The sequence below is a fragment of the Micromonospora citrea genome (genome assembly GCF_900090315.1).
Classification (GTDB): Bacteria; Actinomycetota; Actinomycetes; order Mycobacteriales; family Micromonosporaceae; genus Micromonospora; species Micromonospora citrea.
In genome coordinates this window covers 890508-911163 of record NZ_FMHZ01000002.1, presented here as the reverse complement: position 1 = coordinate 911163, position 20656 = coordinate 890508, and the positions used below count along the sequence as shown (strand labels likewise).

Annotated in this window: 13 protein-coding genes, 1 pseudogene and 1 riboswitch; of the genes and pseudogenes, 8 read left to right on the top strand and 6 right to left on the bottom strand. The window is 76.6% G+C overall.

Annotation, left to right across the window (positions count from 1 at the left end):
- Window positions 1-5 precede the first annotated feature (5 nt).
- Window positions 6-2138: a DEAD/DEAH box helicase gene (locus GA0070606_RS04375; protein ID WP_091095292.1), complete on the top strand. Its 2133-nt coding sequence runs from the start codon at window positions 6-8 to the stop codon at window positions 2136-2138.
- Window positions 2139-2161: 23 nt separating this feature from the next.
- On the opposite strand, the gene GA0070606_RS04370 is transcribed toward GA0070606_RS04375, so the two are convergent.
- From GA0070606_RS04370 to GA0070606_RS04355, 4 genes are all read right to left on the bottom strand, one after another.
- Window positions 2162-2896, bottom strand: coding sequence for an HD domain-containing protein (locus tag GA0070606_RS04370; protein ID WP_091095290.1), 735 nt, complete (start codon window positions 2894-2896; stop codon window positions 2162-2164).
- 195 nt (window positions 2897-3091) lie between these two features.
- Entirely contained in the window at window positions 3092-4024 is a 933-nt protein-coding gene (locus GA0070606_RS04365; RefSeq protein WP_091095288.1) for an AraC family transcriptional regulator, read from the bottom strand.
- Window positions 4025-4100: 76 nt separating this feature from the next.
- Window positions 4101-4805, bottom strand: coding sequence for an alpha/beta hydrolase (locus GA0070606_RS04360; RefSeq protein WP_091095286.1), 705 nt, complete (start codon window positions 4803-4805; stop codon window positions 4101-4103).
- Window positions 4806-4918: 113 nt separating this feature from the next.
- Complete coding sequence (locus GA0070606_RS04355) at window positions 4919-5905, bottom strand: LacI family DNA-binding transcriptional regulator (protein ID WP_091095284.1); 987 nt, start codon at window positions 5903-5905, stop codon at window positions 4919-4921.
- A gap of 154 nt (window positions 5906-6059) precedes the next feature.
- Here GA0070606_RS04355 and GA0070606_RS04350 point away from each other — a divergent pair, with 154 nt between their 5' ends.
- Window positions 6060-7280 (top strand): MFS transporter, encoded by a 1221-nt coding sequence (locus tag GA0070606_RS04350; protein ID WP_091095282.1) that lies wholly within the window; start codon window positions 6060-6062, stop codon window positions 7278-7280.
- A 123-nt stretch (window positions 7281-7403) separates the two neighbouring features.
- Here the strand turns inward: GA0070606_RS04350 and GA0070606_RS04345 are convergent, their stop codons facing one another.
- Window positions 7404-8111 carry an MBL fold metallo-hydrolase gene (locus tag GA0070606_RS04345; protein WP_091095279.1) on the bottom strand — a complete coding sequence of 236 codons (708 nt, stop codon included), beginning with the start codon at window positions 8109-8111 and terminating at the stop codon, window positions 7404-7406.
- A gap of 180 nt (window positions 8112-8291) precedes the next feature.
- Here GA0070606_RS04345 and GA0070606_RS04340 point away from each other — a divergent pair, with 180 nt between their 5' ends.
- Complete coding sequence (locus GA0070606_RS04340) at window positions 8292-9005, top strand: hypothetical protein (protein ID WP_091095277.1); 714 nt, start codon at window positions 8292-8294, stop codon at window positions 9003-9005.
- A 269-nt stretch (window positions 9006-9274) separates the two neighbouring features.
- On the top strand, window positions 9275-10510 hold the full coding sequence (locus GA0070606_RS04335) for an MFS transporter (RefSeq protein ID WP_091095276.1): 1236 nt from the start codon (window positions 9275-9277) through the stop codon (window positions 10508-10510).
- 32 nt (window positions 10511-10542) lie between these two features.
- Here GA0070606_RS04335 and GA0070606_RS04330 read toward each other — a convergent pair whose 3' ends face one another.
- Window positions 10543-11991 (bottom strand): serine hydrolase domain-containing protein, encoded by a 1449-nt coding sequence (locus tag GA0070606_RS04330; RefSeq protein ID WP_091107276.1) that lies wholly within the window; start codon window positions 11989-11991, stop codon window positions 10543-10545.
- 110 nt (window positions 11992-12101) lie between these two features.
- Between GA0070606_RS04330 and GA0070606_RS04325 the strand changes: the two genes are divergently transcribed.
- The 4 genes and pseudogenes from GA0070606_RS04325 to GA0070606_RS04310 form a co-directional block, all read left to right on the top strand.
- Window positions 12102-13244: a sensor histidine kinase gene (locus tag GA0070606_RS04325; protein WP_176737234.1), complete on the top strand. Its 1143-nt coding sequence runs from the start codon at window positions 12102-12104 to the stop codon at window positions 13242-13244.
- Entirely contained in the window at window positions 13237-13893 is a 657-nt protein-coding gene (locus GA0070606_RS04320) for a response regulator (protein ID WP_091095271.1), read from the top strand. Before GA0070606_RS04325 ends, GA0070606_RS04320 begins: the two co-directional genes overlap by 8 nt.
- A 343-nt stretch (window positions 13894-14236) precedes the next feature.
- A riboswitch (cobalamin riboswitch) is annotated at window positions 14237-14366 on the top strand.
- Between the two features lie 307 nt (window positions 14367-14673).
- Window positions 14674-18342 (top strand): cobaltochelatase subunit CobN, encoded by a 3669-nt coding sequence (gene cobN, locus GA0070606_RS04315; protein ID WP_091095269.1) that lies wholly within the window; start codon window positions 14674-14676, stop codon window positions 18340-18342.
- A pseudogene (locus GA0070606_RS04310) lies at window positions 18339-20588 on the top strand (VWA domain-containing protein); the annotation flags it as partial. The gene cobN and the pseudogene GA0070606_RS04310, both read left to right, overlap by 4 nt.
- Window positions 20589-20656 lie beyond the last annotated feature (68 nt).

Genomic DNA, 20656 nt, shown 5'->3' with positions numbered 1-20656 from the left:
CCGTCATGACGAGTGGTGCCGAGCTGCTGCACCCGGTCGTGCTGCACCACGTGGTCAACACGTTGCAGTGGCCGGCGCTGCGGCCCCTGCAGGACGCCGCAGTGCGGCCGCTGCTCGACGGCGAGGACGCCCTGCTCCTCGCCCCCACCGCTGGCGGCAAGACCGAGGCGGCGGTGTTCCCGCTGCTGTCCCGGATGGCGCAGGAGAACTGGGCGGGCACCTCCGTGCTCTACGTCTGCCCGCTGAAGGCCCTGCTCAACAACCTCCTGCCCCGCCTCGAGGCCTACGCCGGTTGGCTCGGTCGCCGCGCCGCGCTCTGGCACGGCGACGTGACCATGGGCCGGCGCCGGACGATCCTCCGGGAGCGGCCGGACGTCCTGCTCACCACGCCGGAGTCCCTGGAGTCGATGCTGGTCAGCGCCGCCGTCGACCACGACGAGTTCTTCGGGCAGCTCCGGGCGATCGTGGTCGACGAGGTGCACGCGTTCGCGGGAGACGACCGGGGCTGGCACCTGCTGGCCGTCCTCGAACGCCTCTCCCGGGTGGCCGGTCGCCCGGTGCAGCGGGTCGGCCTGTCCGCCACGGTGGGCAACCCCGACGAGCTGCTGGGCTGGCTGCAGGGCTCCGGACGCGACCTGCGGCGGGCGCGGGTCGTGGCACCCGGCATCGGCGCGCCGGCCCGCGCCACGACGGCGGCACCGACTCCGGCCGGCGAGGTCGAGCTTGACTACGTCGGGTCCGTCCACAACGCCGCCAAGGTGATCGCGGCCCTGCACCGCGGCGAGAAGCGGTTGGTGTTCTGCGACTCCCGCGCCTTGGTGGAGGAGCTCGGCCAGCGGCTGCGGGCACTCGACGTGACGACGTTCCTCTCCCACGCCTCGCTGTCGGTGGACGAGCGACGGCGGGCCGAGGAGGCGTTCGCGCAGGAGCGGGACTGCGTCATCGTCGCCACCAGCACCCTCGAGCTGGGCATCGACGTGGGCGACCTCGACCGGGTCATCCAGATCGACGCCCCGCGTACCGTCGCCGCGTTCCTGCAGCGCATCGGCCGGACCGGACGGCGGCCCGGCAGCAGCCGGAACTGCCTCTTCCTCGCGCTGGACGGCGAAGGGCTGCTGCACGCCGCCGGGCTGCTCCACCTCTGGTCGCAGGGTTGGGTAGAGGCCGTCGTGCCGCCGCCGGAGCCCCGACACATCGTGGCCCAGCAGATGCTCGCGCTGTCGCTGCAGCGGCACCGCGTCGGCGACCAGGTGTGGCCGGCGGAGTGGAACGGGCTGGCGCCCTTCGACAAGAGCGCCGAGGTGATCGTGCGGCACCTCGTCGAGCGCGGCTACCTCGACGTCGACTCCGGGATGCTCTTCATCGGGCCGGAGGCGGAGCTGCGGTTCGGTCGCCGGCACTTCATGGACATGCTGGCGGTGTTCACCGCCCCGCCCCAGTTCACCGTGCTCTCCGGTCGCACCGAGATCGGGCGCACGGACCCTGCGCTGCTCACCGCCAAGGTGCAGGGCCCCCGGCTGCTGCTGCTCGCCGGGCGCAGCTGGCGGGTCACCCACGTCGACTGGAAGCGCAGGCGCTGCTTCGTCGAGCCCGCCGACGGCGGCGGCAAGGCGCTCTGGATGACCGGCGGGTCGCCCCAGGGGCTGTCGTACCGGATGGTCCGGGCGATGCGCGACGTGCTCCTCGGCGCCGACCCGCCGGTCGCGCTGACCGGCCGGGCCAGCACCAGGCTCGCCCAGTTGCGGCAGGAGGCCACTTCCCTCGTCCACCCCGGCGGCACGGTGGTCGCCCGCGACGCCGACGGCGAGACGAAGTGGTGGACGTGGGCCGGCTTCCGGGCCAACGCCACCCTGATCGCCACCCTCAGCGAGATCGCCGACCCGACCCAGCGGTACGACGACGCCTCGATCCGGCTGCGACCCGACGTCGACCGCAACACGGTGCGGGCGGCCATGGCCGACGCCGCCGAGCGGGTCTGCCTGCCGGACGTCACCGAGAAGGCCCTCGCCGGGCTCAAGTTCAGCGCCGCGCTGCCCGAACGCCTGGCGGCGGCGACCCTGGCCGCGCGGCTGGCCGACCTGCCGGCTGCGCGCGCGGTGCTCGCCGAACCCACCCGGACGGTGTACCTGTCGGGCTGACCCCCGACCGGATCGCGCCGTCGTCAGTTCGGGTGCGCCGGCTGGTCGAGGATGGCGCTGAAGCGTTCCTCGGCCAGGTCGAGCTGGTCGAGGATGTGCCGCTTCACGGGCGCCGACAGGGGAGTGTCCGGCCGGGTGACCAGCTCGCGGTAGACCGGCACGAGCGGCCGGTACTTGCGGGCCGACGAGGTGACCTTCGGCCCGACGGTGTGGATGACGCCCACCCCGTTGTCGGTGAAGTCGGAGATCTTGATGACCCGCGCCCACGGCTCCCGGTCCAGGCTGGCCGCCACGTGCTCCCGGTACTGCGCGTGCTTGTCGCGCTCCGGGTCGTACGCCGGATTGGTCACCGCCGCGACCAGGCGCGCCACGCGCGGGCCGAACCGCTCGGCGAGGACGGCCAGCGCGGCGGCGGTGGCGTCGTCGCCGGCGTGCCCACCGGCGGCGGCCAGCTCGTCGGGGTGGTCCTCGACGGCGTCGTGCAGCAGGCCGGCGACGATCACGTCGACGTCGCGCACCTGGTAGTGGTGCATCATCCGGATCGCCACCCGCAGCAGGTGGTTGAGGTAGGGCTCGCGCACCCGCCGGTCGTCGCGGTGCAGCTCGGCGGCGAGGTCGAGGGCCTCGGTGAGTCGCCCCCGGGCGGCCTCGTCGAACGCGCGCAGCTCCAGCCGGAAGCGGGCGAGCAGGCCCGGTTCGCCGTGGATCTCGGTGATCGCGTGCATCGGCATGGTGGCCAGGTAGGCGGGAAACTCCATGCGCCACTTATAGCGGATCTTCACCATGATGCGGGCCCCTGGCGTCGCCCACCCGACGCCCGGCCCTGCCGGCGGGCACGGGAGGCGACGTGAGCCGCCCGTGATCCGGACCGCACCGCCTGCCACCGCACGTCGGACTCGAAGGGCCGGGTCCGCCAGCAGCCCTGCCCGGGCTCCTTCGGGTCCGGCGGCGGTTCAGGGCGCGGCGAGGCGGTGGTCGCGTGGGGTGACCCCGCGGACCCGGCGGAACGCCGTGCTCAGCGCGAACGGGCTGCTGTAGCCGACCTTGCGGGCCACCGCGCCCAGGGTGGCGTCCGGCTCGCGGAGCAGGTCGGCGGCGAGCGCCAGCCGCCACCCGGTGAGGAACGTCATCGGCGGCTCGCCGACCAGTTCGGTGAACCGGCGGGCCAGCGCCGCCCGGGAGACGCCCACCTCGGCCGCGAGGGAGGCGACCGTCCACGGCCGGGCCGGGTCGTTCTGGAGCAGCCGCAGCGCCGGGCCGACCACCGGGTCGGCGGCGGCGACGTACCAGGCGGGCGCGGCGCCGGGGCGGGCGAACCAGGTGCGCAGCGCGGCGATCAGCAGCAGGTCGAGCAGCCGGTCGAGGACCGCCTCCTGGCCGGGCGCGTCCCGGGTGACCTCCTCGGCGAGCAGGGGCACCAGCGGGCTGCGCCACTCGTCGCCCCCGACGACGACCAGCGGCGGCAGGGCGGTGAGCAGCCGCCGGCTCAGCTCCCCGGGAAGCTGGTAGGTGCCGGTCAGCAGCACGGTCGCGCCGTCCGTGCCGGTGCCCCAGGTGCGTACGCCCAGCGCCATCGACTCGACCAGCGGCTCCCCGCGCAGGGTGGCGCACCGCTGCCCGGGATGGATGACGACCTGCGGCGGGGTGGCCGGGTCGTCGGCCACCAGGTAGCCGTCGGGCCCGCGCAGCACCGCCACGTCGCCGGGCCCCAGCCGGGTCGGCGCGCCGTCGTCGGGCACCACCCAGGCCGCGCCGCGCACCAGGGCGACCACGGTCAGCGGGGCGCGGTCCTCGATGCGCAGGGCGAAGGGCGGATCCAGCAGCGACCGGAGCAGGAAGGCGCCCCGGGCCCGGGGGCCGTCGAGCAGCCCGGTGAGCGGGTCCATCCCGCGAGCGTAGACGAGCGCGAATGGTGCCCGGCGGGCCCGCACCGTCGGGCGTCCCGGATGCCGGTCGGCCGGGTCACTCGGCGACCGTCAGCCAGTCGGCGGCGCGGTGGCGGATGTCGGCGGGCACCTCGTGCGGGCCCGGGAACTCGTCGTAGGTGACGTCGTAGCCGAGCGAACGCAGCCGGGGCACCAGGCGGCGGCTGCACACGTCGGCCGGCAGGACCGGGTCGTCCGCGCCGTGCGAGACGTAGACCCGGGGCCGGCCGTGGGTGACCAGCGGCGCGGCGAAGCCCGGGGAGAAGGCCACCACCGCGTCGACCAGGTCGCCGTTGGTCAGGCCCAGGGAGAGGGCGTACGAGGCGCCGTCGGAGAACCCGCCGAACGCCACCTGCCCGACGGGGTAGCCGGCGAAGGCGCTGGCGAGCAGCCCGTCGATCCGCCGGACGTCCACCCCGAAACCTTCCACGATCAGGTCCCAACTGCTCGACGCCGCCTGCGGGGCCACCAGCAGCAGCCGGTGCGCGTCGGCGACGGGCAGCAGCAGGTCCAGGCCCTGCCGGGCCGAGCCGCCCGCCCCGTGCAGCAGCAGCACCAGCCGGTACGGCCGGTCGGCGACCGGCTCCGGGGCGTACACCATCGCCAGGGGCCCACCGTCGGCGTCGGTCAGCGTCACCATGCCGGTGGCGGCCCGGGCGGCGGGTGGGGCCGGACGCGCGGTGAGCCGGCCGTGCCGGGGGTTCTCCTCCGGCTGCCGGTGCGGCGCGGCGGGTTCGGCCACGGGATCTCCGCTCCTCGTCGTCGGCGTGGGTGCGCCGGCGGTTACCCCGCCGCCCCCGCGGTTAACCCTGCCGGGCCGGCCCGCACGATCCCGGCGGTCCCGGCCGGGCCGGGTCAGGCGCTGAGGCGGCGGACCAGCCGGGACGGGAACACCGTCGCCGGCGGCACCGGCCGGCCGGCCAGCACGGCGGTCGCCGCCGCCGTGGCGATCTGCCCGACCGGGTGGGTCGCCGTGGTCAGCGCGGGGGTGGTCATCGCGGCGAGCGGGATGTCGTCGAAGCCGGTGACGGCCACGTCCCCGGGCACCTGGACGCCGTCGCCGCGCAGCCCGTCGATCAGCCCCAGCGCGGTCGCGTCGCTGATTCCTACGATCGCGTCCGTGTCCGGCCAGCGCCGGAGCACCTCGCGGGCCGCCGCCCGGCCCAGGCGCGCGCTGAAGTCCCCCCGCACCAGCCGCACCGGCAGGCCCGCGTCGCGCACCACCCGGCGGTACGCCCCGACGGAGCGGCCGGCGCAGGACAGCCAGCGGGGACCGGTCACCATGGCGATGCGGCGCCGGCCGGTGGCGTACAGGTGCCGCACCACGGCCTTCGTGCCGCCGCCGTTGTCCACGTCGAAGGTGGGTACGAGGGCGGAGCCGATGCCGATCGACGCGACCCGGCCCCGCAGCGCCGCCGGGACGGCCCGGAGCACCGCCTGGGTGGTGTTGACCAGGACGACCCCGCCGACGCTGCGGTCCTCGGCCAGCCGGCGCAGCCCGGACGGGTCCCGCCGCGGCAGCCAGTGCAACGCCACCCCGAGCCCGTACGGCGCGCACACCCGGGCGGCCGCGCCGACCACCCGGTCGACGTACGGGTCGTCGAGGACCGCCGGGCCGGCGCCGGACACGGCGACCACCAGTCGTACCCCGGTGCCCCGGACCAGCGCGCGGGCGGTCAGGTTCGGAACGTACCCGAGCCGGCCGGCGGCGGCGTTGACCCGGTCCCGGGCGTCCGGCGAGGCGTAGCCCGTACCCGCGATCACCCGCGACGCGGTGGCCCGGGAGACCCCCGCCGCCAGGGCGACGTCGTTCAGGGTGGGTGGTCGGTGTGCCGTCGTCATCGCTGTCCTCCCGCGCCTGGCCGTCCGGGCGTGGCCGGCCGTCGCATCATCCTCCTTCGACGCCGCCGACCGTAAGGGGCGCATCCGGGTTGTGCTGATAGCGCTCTCAGGTGTGCGATCGGGGCAGACCGCCCGAGGCGAGAGGACCGCAACCGTGAGCCGCACCACCGTTCCGACCGCCGCGCCGACCCCGGCCGCCGTACCCCGGGCGGTGCTGGCCGCCCGTACCGGCGTGGCCGTGGTCTTCGCGCTCAACGGGCTGGCGGTCGCCACCTGGTTCTCCCGGGTGCCCGCCGTCCGGGACGCGCTGGAACTCAGCGCGGGCCGGCTCGGGCTGCTGCTGCTCGCCATGTCCGCCGGTTCGCTGCTCGCGATGCCCACCGCCGGCCTGGTGGCCCAGCGGCTGGGGGCGGCCCGCACGGTGGCCCTCGGCAGCGCGCTCGTCGCGGCCGGCCTCACCGTGGCCGGGGTGGCCGCCCCGGCCGGCGCCCTGGTCGGCGTCGCGCTGGGGCTGTGCGCGTTCGGCTACGGCTCCGGCATCTGCGACGTCGCCATGAACGTCGAGGGCGCGGCGGTCGAGCGGCGGCTGGGGCGCACGATCATGCCCCGCTTCCACGCCGCGTGGAGCCTCGGCTCCGTGGCCGGCGCCGGGCTCGGCGCGGGGGCAGCCCGCCTCGGCCTGCCGGTCGCCGCGCACCTCGCCGCGCTCGCGGCGGTGGTGCTCTGCGGCACGCTGCTGGCCGTCCGGTCGTTCCTGCCGGCGGCCGAGAGCGGCACCGCCGCGTCGGCCGCCCCGGCCGAGCGCCGCCGCGACCTGCTCGCCGCCTGGCGGGAGCCGCGCACGCTGCTCATCGGCCTGCTGGTGCTGGTGTCGGCGTTCGCCGAGGGCAGCGCCAACGACTGGCTCGCCGTCGCCTTCATCGACGGCCACGACCTGAGCGAGGCGGCCGGCGCGGCGGTCTTCGGCGTCTTCGTCGTCGGCATGACGCTGGGCCGCACGGTGGGCACCGTCGCGCTGGACCGGTGGGGGCGGGTGCCCGTCCTGTCGGCCACGATCCTGCTCGCCACCGTCGGCGCCGGCGTGGCGGTGCTCGCCGGCTCCGGGCCGGTGGCGGTCGTCGGCGTCGCGCTCTGGGGGCTCGGCGCGTCGCTGGGCTTCCCGGTCGGGATGAGCGCGGCGGCCGACGACGAGCGGCGGGCGCCGGCCCGGGTCAGCGTCGTCGCCGTGATCGGCTACACGGCGTTCCTCGCCGGCCCGCCGCTGCTCGGCCTGCTCGGCGACCGGGTGGGCACGCTGCACGCCCTGCTCGTGGTGCCGCTGCTGCTGCTGCCCACCCTGGCCCTGGTGCCGGCCACCCGCCCGCCGGCCCGCTGACGCCACCCCGCAGGGCGCTCACGCCCGGCTCGCAGCCGCGTCCCAGGAAACGGTGCTGCACTGGGAGGACGCCGAGGAGAGGGGAGCGGGGGATGGGCTGGTTCAGTCGACGGTCGCCCGGCGTCACCCCGCGGCGACCGCCGCGCGGGCCTCGTCCAGCGTCATCGGCGGCTGGTGGCTCGCGACGTACCAGTGGACGTCGTCGGCCAGCAGCCGGCGTACGAGGGCGAGGTCGGGCCGGTCCTCGGGGGTGCGCAGGTGCGCCGGGGGCGGGTAGTAGCAGTCGCCGAGCAGCAGCACGCCCGAGTCCGGCACCGCCACCACCGTCGAGTCCGGCGCGTGCGCGCCCCCGACGTGCCGCACCCGTACGCCGACCGGCAGTTCCAACTCGTCGGTGAAGATCCGGGTCGGCGGCAGCACCGCGAAGTCGTCCCACGAGTCGACGGCCAACGCCCGGGCCCGGAAACTCGGGCCGAGCCGGGGATTCGCCCGCACCTGTTCGCGCAGGTACCGGTGGCTCCACGGCCGGGCGGCCTCCTCGCGCAGCAGCCGCTCGCCGGCGACGTGGCCGACGATCTCCACGTCGGGCCAGGCGCAGGCGCCCCAGACGTGGTCCCAGTGGTGGTGTGTGTAGACCAGCCAGCGCGGCGGCGGCAGCCCGGCGGCGCGCAGGGCGGCCTGGATCTCGCGGGCGTGCGCGGGACTCTGCCCCGCGTCGACCAGCACGCTGCCCCGCTCGTCGGCGATCACCGCGACGCCGGCCTGCACGCTGGCCGGATCCGGGTCGCCCGGGCAGATCCAGACGCGCCCGGCCAGGTGCTGGAAGGCCATGTCGACGATGACGCGCCCCTTTCCCCGTCGACGGTGGACATCCGCCCACCGTCGCTTTTGATCATAGACCGGGCGCCACCCGCCCTCCGGGTGGCGCTCCACCCCGCAGATTCCAGATCTCCGGTCCTCGACCGGCAACCGGTTTGCGCGCGGTCGACCCGTCCGGGCACGCTGTTGCCCATGCCCGCCGCCTCCACCACCCTCCGCGTGCTCGCCGTGTCGGTCATCGCGTCGCTCACCGTCACCGGCTGCCAGACCGCCGACGCGCTCGGTCAGGCCGATCGGGCGCTCGGTCAGGCCGCCCTGGCCGACGACCTGGCCTCCCTCACGGACCGGACGACGGAGTTGACGTACTCCGCCGACTACCTGCTCGCGGGCGGCCAGGCCGTCACCATCGCCCAGACGCAGGACCCGGCCCGCTCCACCTACACCTGGCCCGGCGGCAGGCTCATCGTCACCTGGCAGGCCACGACCCACTGCGAGACCGCCGCCGGCCGGGCCACCTGCACCCTGGAGGCCCCGCCCGTGCCCGACGTGTTGAACACGAACACGCCGATGACGGTCCTGCACGCCGAGACGAAGCGACGAGGGCTCGTCGCACCGCTGCTCGTCATGCAGATGCTGACCGACGCCGCACTGGACTCGGACGTGGTCTTCACCCGACACAGCACCACCCTCGCCGGCCACCGCGCCACCTGCTTCGACGTGCGGCGGTCCGCCGGCGACTTCACCGCCTGCGTGACCGCGCAGGGGGCGCTGGGCAGCTTCACCGGCCAGGTCGACGGCAAGCCCGTCGAGCTGACCCTGACCCGCTACCGCGAGACGGTCGACGGCACCGCGTTCGACCTGCCGGCCGGCGCCGCCGTGGTGGACCGCCGGACCGCAACCTCGTGACCGACCGGGCGGGTCCCCGCCGACGGCGGACATCCGCCCACCGTCGCCGTCGGTCACAGGCCGGCGCCGCCGCCGTCAGGCGCGCCCGAGTCGCACGAGCCGTGCCACGAGCACGGCGGCGCACCCCAGCGCCGCGGTGACGAGCAGCCCCATGCGTCTCGGACAGACGCGCGCCACCTGGATCCAGGCGACGTCGCGGCGGGTCCGGCCGCCGGCGTCCGGTGTCGCGTCGGCCCCGCGGGGGCGGGGCGGGCGGTAGGGTCTCCGGCATGGCTGACCGGTCGTCGACCCTGGGCCGTCCCTTCTGGACATTCTGGACCGCGGCCGCCCTGGCCAACCTCGGCGACGGCATCCGCGTGGCGGCGTTCCCGCTCCTCGCCGCCGCGCTGAGCGACGACCCGGTGGCGGTGGCCGCCGTGGCCGCGGCGCAGTTCCTGCCCTGGTTGGTCACCGGCCTGTTCGCCGGAGCGCTCGCGGACCGCAGGGGAGCCCGGGAGATCATCGCCGCCGCCGACGTGGGCCGGGTCCTGGTCCTGTCGACGTTGGCCCTGGCCGTCGCGACGGCCAGGGCGCCGATCGGCCTCGTTGTCGTCGCCGCGTTCCTGCTCGGCGTCGGCGAGACCCTGCGCGACACCGCCGCCCAGACCGCCGTTCCCCGACTGGTGGACGAGGCGCAGCTGGAGAAGGCCAACGGTCGTCTCGTGGCGGGCGAGATCGTGGGCAACGAGTTCGTCGGCCCGCCGGTCGGCGCGCTGCTGTTCGTCGCGGGGGCGGCACTGCCGTTCGCCGCCAACGGCGCCTCGCTCGCGCTGGCCGTCATGCTCGTGCTGTCCCTGCCGCTGACCCTCGCCCGCCCGGCCGCCGGTGCCGGCGGGCCGTCCGGCGGCCCGGCCGCCCCCGCGCGGGACGGGGCGCTCGCCGGGCTGCGGTGGCTGGCCCGGCAGTCCGTGCTCCGTACGCTCGTGCTCGTCGGTGCGGCCGTCGCCGCCGCGGACAGCGCCTGGTTCGCGATCTTCGTGTTGTACGCGCGGGACAGCCTCGGCCTCGGTGCGCTCGGCTTCGGCCTGCTGCTGGCCACCGGCGCGGGCGGCGGCCTCGCCGGCTCCCTCGTCGCCGACCGGCTGATCGCCCGCTTCCGGCACCGGCACGTGCTGACGTGGTCGATGGCGGTCACCGCCGGAGCGCCGATGCTCCTGGTCGTCGCGCCGCACCGGGTCGCCGCCGTGACCGTCGTCGTCAGCACCAGCGCGGCGTTCGCCGTCCTCAACGTGGCCGCGCTGTCGCTCCGGCAGCGCCTTGTGCCCGGCGACCTGCTCGGCCGGGTGGTCGCCGCCTCCCGGGTCCTCACCTACGGCTGCACCGCGCTGGGGGCGCTCGCCGGCGGCGCGCTGGCCGCCGGCCTGGGCCGGGACGCGCCGTTCCTGCTCAGCGGCGCCGTCGCGGTGGCCGCGACGGTCTCCTGGAGCGTCGCGTCCCGGCCGTCCCCGCCGGCCGACCCGGCCTGACGGAGGCGCGACCGGCAGGGCCGTGCCTGTCGTCAGCCGCGCCCGCGGCGTCCGAGCCCGACGAGCCGGGCCACGAGGACGGCGGCGCAGCCCAGCGCCGCGGCGACGAGCAGCCCCATGAACGTCGGATAGATGTACGCCACCTGGAGCCAGGCGACGTCGCGACCCCGGTAGAGCCAGCCGACCACCCGGTGGATCGAGGCGAGCAGCAGCGACGGCGCCAGCAGCGGAAGCAGGCGCACCAGCGTCCAGGGGCGTACCGGGCGACCGGCGGCCCAGCGGCGCGACCGGAGCACGCCCCGGCCGGCGAGCACGGCGGCGGCGACCGCCAGCACCAGCAGCACGGCGTCGACGGCCACGAGCGGTCTGCCGGCGGAGGGCGCCGGCGTTCCCTCGATCAGCGCGACGAGCCGCTCGGCGAGGGCCGACGCGTGTCCGTACGCCAGCCCGGTGTTCGCCATGACCGCGATGCCGTGGCCGGACGCGGGCAGCAGCGCCTGGTACGCCGTCGAGGTGAACAGGTCGCCGCTGTGCGCGATCATCGGCGCCCCCGACGCGGTCCTCTCGACGAACCAGCCGAGGGCGTAGGAGTCGGAGACCGCCGAGGGGCGGTGCAGCGTGGCGAGGCCCGCGGGCGAGACGATCGCCGTGCCGTCGGGGCCGCGACCGCCGTTGCCGTGGGCGATCAGCCACGCGGCCATGTCGTGCGCCGAACTGAGCACCCCGCCGGAGCCGTTGCCGAACGCCGGCGGCTCGGGCAGGGCGACCGGCCTGCCGAGGATCATGAGGTGGCCACGCGCGCTCGACGGCAGCTCGCGGGCCACGTCGAGGGTGTGGCTGTCGGTCATGCCGAGCGGCGCGAAGACCCGCGTTCGCAGGTACTCGTCGAACGGCAGGCCGCTGACCACCTCCACCAGCCGCGCGGCCACCTGGAAGTTCGGGTTGTGGTACTCCCATCTCGTGCCGGGGTCGGCCGCCAGCCGCGCGGTGCGCATCCCCGCCACGGACTCCCGCAGCGAGGCCGGTTGCCGCCTGCTGAACGCCGGGAACGTCGTGTCCGACATCCCGGAGGTCTGGTCCAGCAGTTGCCGTACGGTGATCCGGGCCGCCCGGGGGTCGTCCATCGTGAACTCAGGCAGGTGCCGCCGCACCGGGTTGTCGAGTTCCACCCGGCCCGCCTCGACCAGTTGCAGCACGGCGAGGGCGGTGAACGACTTGCTCACCGACGCCACGGCCATCGGGGTGTGCGCCGTGACCGGGTCACCGGCGGGGGTGCGGCCGTACCCGGCGGCGTGCACGACCTCGGTCGCCCGGGTGACGGCGACCGCGACGCCGGGCAGGCCGGTCTCCTCGCGGTACTCCTTGACGAGGGCGTCGACGGCGGCGGCGTCGATCCCGGTCGGAGGGCCGACCGGCGGTGCCGGGGTCGGCGCGGCGGCGAGCGCCACCGTGCCGGCCAGGACGAGAAGTCGCGTGATCATGATCGGAGTCTCGGCCGCCGGGGCGTCCCCGCACATCGGACCGCGGTCGGGAGCGGGCATCGGACCGTGGTCCGATGCCCGGCGCCGCCGTCCGTGGATACGGTGTCCCGGTGGTCACCTGGGGACGGCTCGGGCCGCGGCGGCTGACGGCGCTCGACGCGCTGGTGGGGGTGGCCCTCGTGCTCCTGACGGCGGTCCGGACGCCCGCGCCGCTCGCCGTGGGCCTGGCCCTGCTGTGCGGGTCTCCGCTGGCCCTGCGCCGGCGCCGGCCGGTGCCGGTGCTCGTCGTCGTGGCGATCGCCGGCTCGGTGGCGGCCGCCGTCGGGACCGCCGGTGAGGCCGTGGTGTTCGCGATCGCGTACGCGCTGTGGCCGGTCGCCCTGTCCGCCCCCGCCCGGCGGGCCGTGCCGGCGCTCGTCGGGGCACTCGCGGCCGTCACCGCCGGGGCGGTCGTCGGCGCCACGGTCCCCGGGCTGCCGGTCGTCCCCACCCCCTCTGGGCAGGAGTCGTTCACCGCCACCCCCGCGCCGGTCCTGCTCTACGCCGCGACCGTCCTCGCCGGATCGTGGGCGCTGGCCCGCGCGGTACGCGCCCGGCGACGGCACGCCGCCCAGGTCGCCGAGCTGCGTGCCGATCGGGCGGTGGCCGAGGAGCGGCTGCGCATCGCCCGCGACATCCACGACGTGGTCGGGCACAGTCTCAGCCTGATCGCGATGAAGGCCGCGGTCGCCAACCACCTCGCGGAGAGCCATCCGGGGCAGGGGCGGGCCGCGCTGGCGGCGATCGAGCGGGTCAGCCGGGCGGCGCTCGACGACGTCCGGGTCGTGCTCGGCGCCCTGCGCGACCCGGCCGACACCGCGCCGAGCTTCACCGAGCTCGACCGGCTGGTCGAGGACGTCCGCGCCGCCGGGGTCGGCGTGGACGTCGACCGGGCGGCCGACCTGTCGCGGGTGCCGGCGGCCGTGCGGGCCTCGGCGTACCGCATCGCGCAGGAGGCGCTCACCAACGTGCTGCGCCACGCCGGCCCGGCCCGCTGCCGGCTGACGGTCGCCACCGAGGCGGGGGAGCTGGTGGTCGCCGTCGTCGACGACGCGCCGAGGGTACGCGCCGCGGGGCCGCCCGGGCACGGCCTGCGGGGGATGCGCGAGCGGGCGGCGATGCACGGCGGCACCCTGACCGCCGGCACCGAGCCCGGTCGCGGCTTCGCCGTCCGTGCCCGGCTGCCGTTCACCCCGACGGTGTCCGATGAGTGAGCCGGTACGCGTGCTCCTGGCCGACGACGAGGCGCTGTTGCGCGGCACCCTCCGCCTACTGGTCGACGCCACACCCGGCATGACGGTGGTGGCCGAGGCGGGCACCGGACGCGAGGCGGTCACGTTCGCCGGGACGCACTCGCCCGACGTGGTGCTGATGGACATCCGGATGCCGGAGCTGGACGGCATCACCGCCACCGCTGCGGTCACCGCGCTGCCGGACGCGCCCCGGGTGCTCGTCCTCACCACGTTCGACCTCGACGAGTACGTGTACCGGGCGCTGCGCGCGGGGGCGAGCGGCTTCCTACTCAAGGACACCCCACCCGTACGGCTGCTCGACGCGATCAGGGTGGTCGCCGCGGGCGAGGCGCTGCTGGCGCCGAGCGTCACCCGCCGCCTCATCGCCGAGTTCGCCCGGATGCCGGCGGCGCGGCGGGCCCCGAACCGGCTCGACGGGGTGACCCCGAGGGAGCGGGACGTGTTGACGTTGATCACCCGTGGGCTGTCCAACGCCGAGATCGAGCAGCACCTGCACCTCAGCCGGGGCACGGTCAAGACGCACATCGGCCGGTTGATGACGAAGCTGGCCGCCCGCGACCGGGCGCAACTGGTGATCGCCGGCTACGAATCGGGCCTCGCCGAGCGGTGAGCGGCGACACCGTCCGCCGTAAATGTCGCGGTGTCCCGGCGGCGACGCGCGGTCGTCGGCTGAGCGTCGCGCCACGCCTGGTGGGAAGGGCGGACCGGTCCCGACGAGCCGACCGGGCCGGGCGGCGGGCGGCCCGATCCCCGGCTGGTCGGGACGCCTTTCCCGGGCCACGGAACCGGGCCGTCGCGAATCGTCAGGCAATCGACCGACGACATCGTGGAAAGGCGTCCCACCGAATGGCCGATCGTCGGCGCTCGATCGGTCGCCGCCTCGTCGTGGCCGGATGGGGTGACGTTGACCGGCGGCCCGGGGGTGTGGCAGCATTCGCGGCCTGACGGCAGTGAAGGAAGCCGGTGCGATTCCGGCGCGGTCCCGCCACTGTCACCGGGGAGTGATCCCCCCTCGTGAGTCACGGCCGTGCGTGTGCGGTTGGAAGACCGGGGGTGAGCGTCGATCCGGGAGCCAGGATACTTCGGCCGTCGGGAGTGACCCCAGGGCGTGGACACCCGAGGAGGACCCGATGACGCACCGCGTCTCCGCCATCGACGATCATCGTCGCACCGTGCCCGGCCGCGCCAGCGCGCCGGCGAGCACCCGTCGCCCCGCAGCCGCCGCCGGCCGCCGCGTCGCCCGTTCCTGACGCCCGCACCGGGCCGCGCCACCCCGCCGGCCCGCCGCTGAGCCGTTTCCCGGCCCGCCGGCACCGCTGAACCGCGCCCACCCCTCGCCTCGCCCCGGTCGTCCCCGCGCCGACCCGGGCGTCACTCTCCGGAGCCGTCCGTGCGCATCCTGCTGCTCTCCACCGCCGACACCGACCTGCTCGCCGCCCGCGCCAGCGGCGCCGACTACCGGCTGGCCAACCCCGCCCGGGTCGCCGCCGACGCCGTGCCCGCGCTGCTCGACGGCGTCGACCTCGCCGTCGTACGCCTGCTCGGCGGCCGGCAGGCGTGGCCGGACGGGCTGGCGGCGGTGCTCGCCTCCGGCGTGCCGACGGTCGTGCTCGGCGGCGAGGCCGTGCCGGACGCGGAGCTGATGGCGGCCTCCACCGTGGCCTCCGGGGTCGCCACCGAGTCCCTGGCCTACCTGGTCGAGGGCGGGCCGGAGAACCTCGCGCAGCTCGCCCGCTTCCTCTCCGACACGGTGCTGCTCACCGGCGAGGGGTTCGCCCCGCCCGCGCCCACCCCCACGTACGGCATCCACGGCGACCGCCCGGCGCGCCCGGACCGGCCGACGGTCGGCATCGTCTTCTACCGGGCCCACGCCCTCGCCGGGAACACCGGCTTCGTCGACGCCCTCGCCGACGCCGTCGACGCGGCCGGCGGCGACCCGCTGCCGATCTACTGTGGCTCGCTGCGCGGCCTGACCACCGGCGCGGGACCGCTGGGGCTCTTCGCCCGCTGCGACGCGCTGCTGGTCACCGTGCTCGCCGCCGGCGGCACGGTCGCCGCCGACGCCTCGGGCGGCGGCGACGAGGACGCCTGGGACGTGGGCGCCCTCGCCGCCCTCGACGTGCCGGTGATCCAGGCGCTCTGCCTCACCAGCACCCGCGAGCAGTGGGCCGACAGCGACGCCGGGCTGTCCCCGCTGGACGCCGCCATGCAGGTGGCGATCCCCGAGTTCGACGGCCGGATCGTCACCGTGCCGTTCTCGTTCAAGAAGATCGACGCCGACGGTCTCTCCAGCTACGCCGCCGACCCGGAGCGGGCCGCCCGGGTCGCCGGCATCGCCGTGCGGCACGCCCGGCTGCGGCACGTGCCCAACGCCGAGAAGCGGCTCGCCGTCGTGCTCAGCTCGTATCCGACGAAGCACTCCCGGGTCGGCAACGCCGTCGGCCTGGACACCCCGGCCTCGGCGGTCCGGCTGCTCGCCGCCCTGGCCGAGGCCGGCTACGACCTCGGCGACGCCCCGGCGCCCGACGACGGGGACGCGCTCATCCACGCCCTCATCGCCGCCGGGGGACACGACGTCGAGTGGCTCACCCCGGAACAGCTCGCCGCCGCCGAGGCGCGGGTGCCGGGGGAGACGTACCGGCGCTGGTTCGCGCAGGCGCCCGAGGAGCTGCGGGAGCGGATGCTCGCCCACTGGGGGGAGCCGCCCGGCGGGCTCTACACCGACGGCGGCGACATCGTGCTCGCCGGGCTGCGCTTCGGCAACGTGGTGCTGCTGATCCAGCCGCCGCGCGGCTTCGGCGAGAACCCGATCGCCATCTACCACGACCCCGACCTGCCGCCGAGCCACCACTACCTGGCCGCGTACCGCTGGCTGGCCGCACCCGCCGCCGACGGCGGGTTCGGCGCGGACGCCGTGGTGCACCTGGGCAAGCACGGCACCCTGGAGTGGCTGCCCGGCAAGGGCCTCGGGCTGGCCGCCGACTGCGCCCCGGACGCCGTCCTCGGCGACCTGCCGCTGGTCTACCCGTTCATCGTCAACGACCCCGGCGAGGGCACCCAGGCCAAGCGCCGCGCGCACGCCGTCGTCGTCGACCACCTGGTGCCGCCGATGGCCCGCGCCGAGACGTACGGCGACCTGGCGAAGCTGGAGCAGCTCCTCGACGAGTACGCCACCGTGCAGGCGCTCGACCCGGCCAAGGTGCCCACCGTGCGGGCCCAGATCTGGGACCTGGTGCGCGCCGCCGAGCTGCACCACGACCTGCACACCGAGGACATGCCCGCCGCCGACGACTTCGACGACTTCGTGCTGCACCTCGACGGCTACCTGTGCGAGGTCAAGGACGTGCAGATCCGCGACGGACTGCACGTCCTCGCCGCCGCGCCCACCGGCGAGCCCCGGGTCAACCTCGTGCTCGCCGTGCTGCGCGCCCCGCAGGTCTGGGGCGGCGCCCGCGCCCTGCCCGGCCTGCGGCAGGCCCTCGCCGCCGCGTACGGGCTGGACGAGCAGGCGCTGCTCGCCGAACCGGGGCGACGGCTGGCGCTGCCCGAGGCGCTGACCGACACCGTCGACGGGCCGGCCGGCACCGCCGCCGACGCCGTCGACCTGATCGAGGGCCTCGCGCGCCGGCTCGTCGTCGGCATGGAGACCCTCGGCTGGGACGCCGACGCCGTCGACGCGGTGGTCGAGGAGGTCGCCGGCCGGGCCGTGCCCGACGCCGCCGCCGTCCTCCGCTTCGCCGCCACCGAGCTGGTGCCCCGGCTCGACCGCACGACCGACGAGATCGACCGGGTGGTGGGCGCGCTCGACGGGCGGTTCGTGCCGCCCGGACCGTCCGGCTCGCCCACCCGGGGCCTGGTCAACGTGCTCCCCACCGGCCGGAACTTCTACTCCGTCGACCCGAAGGCCATCCCCAGCCGCAACGCCTGGGACGTCGGGGTCGCCCTGGCCGACTCGCTGCTCGCCCGGCACCTGGCCGACACCGGCGGGTACCCGCGCTCGGTCGGGCTCACCGTCTGGGGCACCAGCGCCATGCGCACCCAGGGCGACGACGTCGCCGAGGTCCTCGCCCTGCTCGGCTGCCGCCCCACCTGGGACGACCGGTCCCGGCGGGTCACCGGCGTCGAGGTGGTGCCGACGGCGGAGCTGGGCCGGCCCCGCGTCGACGTGACCGTACGCATCTCCGGCTTCTTCCGCGACGCCTTCCCGCACGTGGTCGCGCTCATCGACGACGCGGTGCGGCTGGTGGCGGCCCTCGACGAGCCCGCCGAGGAGAACTACGTCCGCGCCCACGTCGCCGCCGACCTCGCCGAGCACGGCGACGAGCGGCGGGCCACCGCCCGCGTCTTCGGCTCCAAGCCGGGCGCGTACGGGGCCGGGCTGCTGCCGCTGATCGACGCCCGCAACTGGCGCAGCGACGCCGACCTCGCCGAGGTGTACGCCGTCTGGGGCGGCTACGCCTACGGCCGGGGGCTGGACGGGCGGGAGGCGCGCGCCGACATGGAACGCTCCTTCGCCCGGATCGCCGTGGCGGTGAAGAACCAGGACACCCGCGAGCACGACATCGTCGACTCCGACGACTACTTCCAGTACCACGGCGGGATGGTGGCGATGGTCCGCCACCTCACCGGCGCCGCCCCGGCCGCGTACGTGGGGGACTCGGCGATGCCGCACGACGTGCGCACCCGCACCCTCGGCGAGGAGACCCGCCGGGTGTTCCGGGCCCGGGTGGTCAACCCGAAGTGGATCGCCGCGATGCGCCGGCACGGCTACAAGGGCGCCTTCGAGCTGGCCGCCACCGTGGACTACCTGTTCGGCTACGACGCCACCGCCGGCGTCGTCGACGACTGGATGTACGAGCACCTCGCCGCCGCGTACGTCTTCGACGAGACCACCCGGGAGTTCCTGGAGCGGTCGAACCCGTGGGCGCTGCGCGGCATCACCGAGCGGCTGCTGGAGGCGGCCGACCGGGGCCTGTGGGCCGAACCCGAGCCGGCCACCCTCGACCGGCTCCGCGAGACGTACCTGGCCAGCGAGGGCGACCTGGAGGAACGCTCATGACCACCTACCCGTTCAGCGCGGTGCTGGGCATGGACGACATGCGGCTGGCCCTGCTGCTCAACGCCGTCTCACCGGCGATCGGTGGGGTGCTCGTACGCGGCGAGAAGGGCACCGCCAAGTCCACGGCCGTACGGGCCCTGGCGGCGCTGCTGCCGCCCGTCGACCGGGTGGCCGGCTGCCGCTTCGCCTGCGACCCGGCCGTCCCCGACCCGTCCTGCCCGGACGGCCCGCACCCGGCCGGGTCGGCCGCCGAGCGGCGTCCCGCCCGGCTGGTGGAGCTGCCCGTCGGCGCGGCCGAGGACCGGGTGGTCGGCTCGCTCGACCTGGAGAAGGCCCTCGGCGAGGGCGTCCGCGCCTTCGAGCCGGGCCTGCTCGCCGCCGCCCACCGCGGGGTGCTCTACGTCGACGAGGTCAACCTGCTCCACGACCACCTCGTCGACCTGCTCCTCGACGCCGCCGCGATGGGCCGCTGCCACGTGGAGCGCGAGGGCGTCTCGGTCAGCCACGCGTCCCGGTTCCTGCTGGTCGGCACCATGAACCCGGAGGAGGGAGAGCTGCGCCCCCAGCTGCTGGACCGGTTCGGGCTCACCGTGGAGGTCGGCGCCAGCCGCGACCCGGCCGTACGCGTCGAGGTGGTCCGCCGCCGGCTCGCCGCCGACGCCGATCCCGCCGGCTTCGCCGCCCGCTGGGCCGACGCCGACGCGCAGGTCGCCCGCCGGGTCGCCGCCGCCCGGGCGAGGCTGGAGCGGGTGCGGCTGCCCGACGCCGCGCTGCGCCGGATCGCCGAGGTGTGCGCCGCGTTCGACGTGGACGGCATGCGCGCCGACATCGTCACCGCCCGTACCGCGCTGGCGCACGCCGCGTGGCACGGCCGGGACGCGGTCACGGTGGAGGACGTCCGGGTCGCCGCCCGGCTGGCGCTGCCGCACCGCCGGCGGCGGGACCCGTTCGACACGCCCGGCCTGGACGAGAAGCGCCTCGACGAGGCCCTGGACCGGGCCGGCGACGACGACCCCGACGACGACCCGGGCGGGTCGACCGGCCCCGGCGGCCCGGGCCCCGGCCCGGCGGGCGGCGGTTCCGGCGGCCCGGGCGGAGGCGGCAGCGCCCCGGACGACGGCGACGCCGACGGTTCCGCGCCGGCGGCGGGTGCCGGCGGGCCGCGCGGGGCCACCGACGCACCGGGCCTGGACGGCGACACGGGCCGGGACGGTGGCGACGGCACGTGGCCGGACCGGCCCGGCGGACGCGGGACCGACTGGCCGGACCGGCCCGGCGGCGAGGGCGACTGGCCGGACCGGCCCGACGGCGGCGATCCCGCGCCCGGGCGGGACACCCCGGCCGGCCCGCGCGGCGCCCGCGGGGGAAACCCGGACGAGGACGCCCCCACCAGGGCGCGGCCGGGTGACGCCGGACAGGCCGTGGCCGTACCCCGGCAGGGGCTGAAGGCGCGGCTGCTCACCGCGCCCGGGGTCGGCGACGGGGTGCCCGGCCGACGCTCCCGCGCCCGCACGGGCCGGGGCCGCACCACCGGGGCGCGCGTGCCGGCGGGCCGCGCCGGCGTGCTGCACCTGCCGGCGACAGTCCGGGCCGCGGCCCCGCGCCAGGCCGCCCGGGGCCGCGTCGCCGGGCCGCTGCGGCTGCGCCCCGAGGACGTCCGCGAGGCCGTCCGCGAGGGACGCGAGGGCAACCTGGTGCTCTTCGTGGTCGACGCGAGCGGCTCGATGGGGGCCCGCACCCGGATGGCCGCCGTGAAGGGAGCCGTGCTCGCCCTGCTCACCGACGCCTATCAGCGCCGGGACAAGGTCGCGGTGGTCGCCTTCCGGGGCGCCGCCGCGCAGACCCTGCTGCCGGCCACCTCGTCTGTGCTCGCCGCCTCCGCGCGGCTGGCCGAGCTGCCCACCGGCGGACGTACCCCGCTGGCCGAGGGCCTGCTGGCCGCCGCCGAGCTGTTGCGGGTCGAGCGGCTGCGCGACCCGCGCCGCCGTCCCCTGGTGCTGGTCGTCACCGACGGCCGGGCCACCGCCGGCGAGCGCCCGCTCGACCGGGCGGCCCGTGCGGCCGGCGTGCTGGCCGCTACCGGGGCGCCCTGCGTCGTCGTCGACTGCGAGAGCGGCCCGGTCCGCCTCGGCCTGGCCCGCCGCCTCGCCGCCCAACTGGGCGCCGTCCACCACCGTCTCGACGAGGTGGCCACCGCCCCCCTCACCACCCTCGCCGCCGCCGGCCGCCCCGCCACCAACGCCGTGACCAGCGCCGTGACCGCCATCAACGCCGTGACCGCCATCAACGCCGTGACCGCCATCAACGCCGTGAC

What these genes read in the sequence shown, in the direction of transcription:
- GA0070606_RS04340 (WP_091095277.1), top strand. Translation starts at nt 8,292, where the DNA reads ATGCCCGCCGCCTCCACCACCCTCCGCGTGCTCGCCGTGTCGGTCATC.
- GA0070606_RS04365 (WP_091095288.1), bottom strand. Translation starts at nt 4,024, where the DNA reads ATGGACCCGCTCACCGGGCTGCTCGACGGCCCCCGGGCCCGGGGCGCC.
- GA0070606_RS04330 (WP_091107276.1), bottom strand. Translation starts at nt 11,991, where the DNA reads ATGATCACGCGACTTCTCGTCCTGGCCGGCACGGTGGCGCTCGCCGCC.
- GA0070606_RS04335 (WP_091095276.1), top strand. Translation starts at nt 9,275, where the DNA reads ATGGCTGACCGGTCGTCGACCCTGGGCCGTCCCTTCTGGACATTCTGG.
- GA0070606_RS04355 (WP_091095284.1), bottom strand. Translation starts at nt 5,905, where the DNA reads ATGACGACGGCACACCGACCACCCACCCTGAACGACGTCGCCCTGGCG.
- GA0070606_RS04370 (WP_091095290.1), bottom strand. Translation starts at nt 2,896, where the DNA reads ATGGAGTTTCCCGCCTACCTGGCCACCATGCCGATGCACGCGATCACC.
- GA0070606_RS04320 (WP_091095271.1), top strand. Translation starts at nt 13,237, where the DNA reads ATGAGTGAGCCGGTACGCGTGCTCCTGGCCGACGACGAGGCGCTGTTG.
- GA0070606_RS04345 (WP_091095279.1), bottom strand. Translation starts at nt 8,111, where the DNA reads ATGGCCTTCCAGCACCTGGCCGGGCGCGTCTGGATCTGCCCGGGCGAC.
- GA0070606_RS04375 (WP_091095292.1), top strand. Translation starts at nt 6, where the DNA reads ATGACGAGTGGTGCCGAGCTGCTGCACCCGGTCGTGCTGCACCACGTG.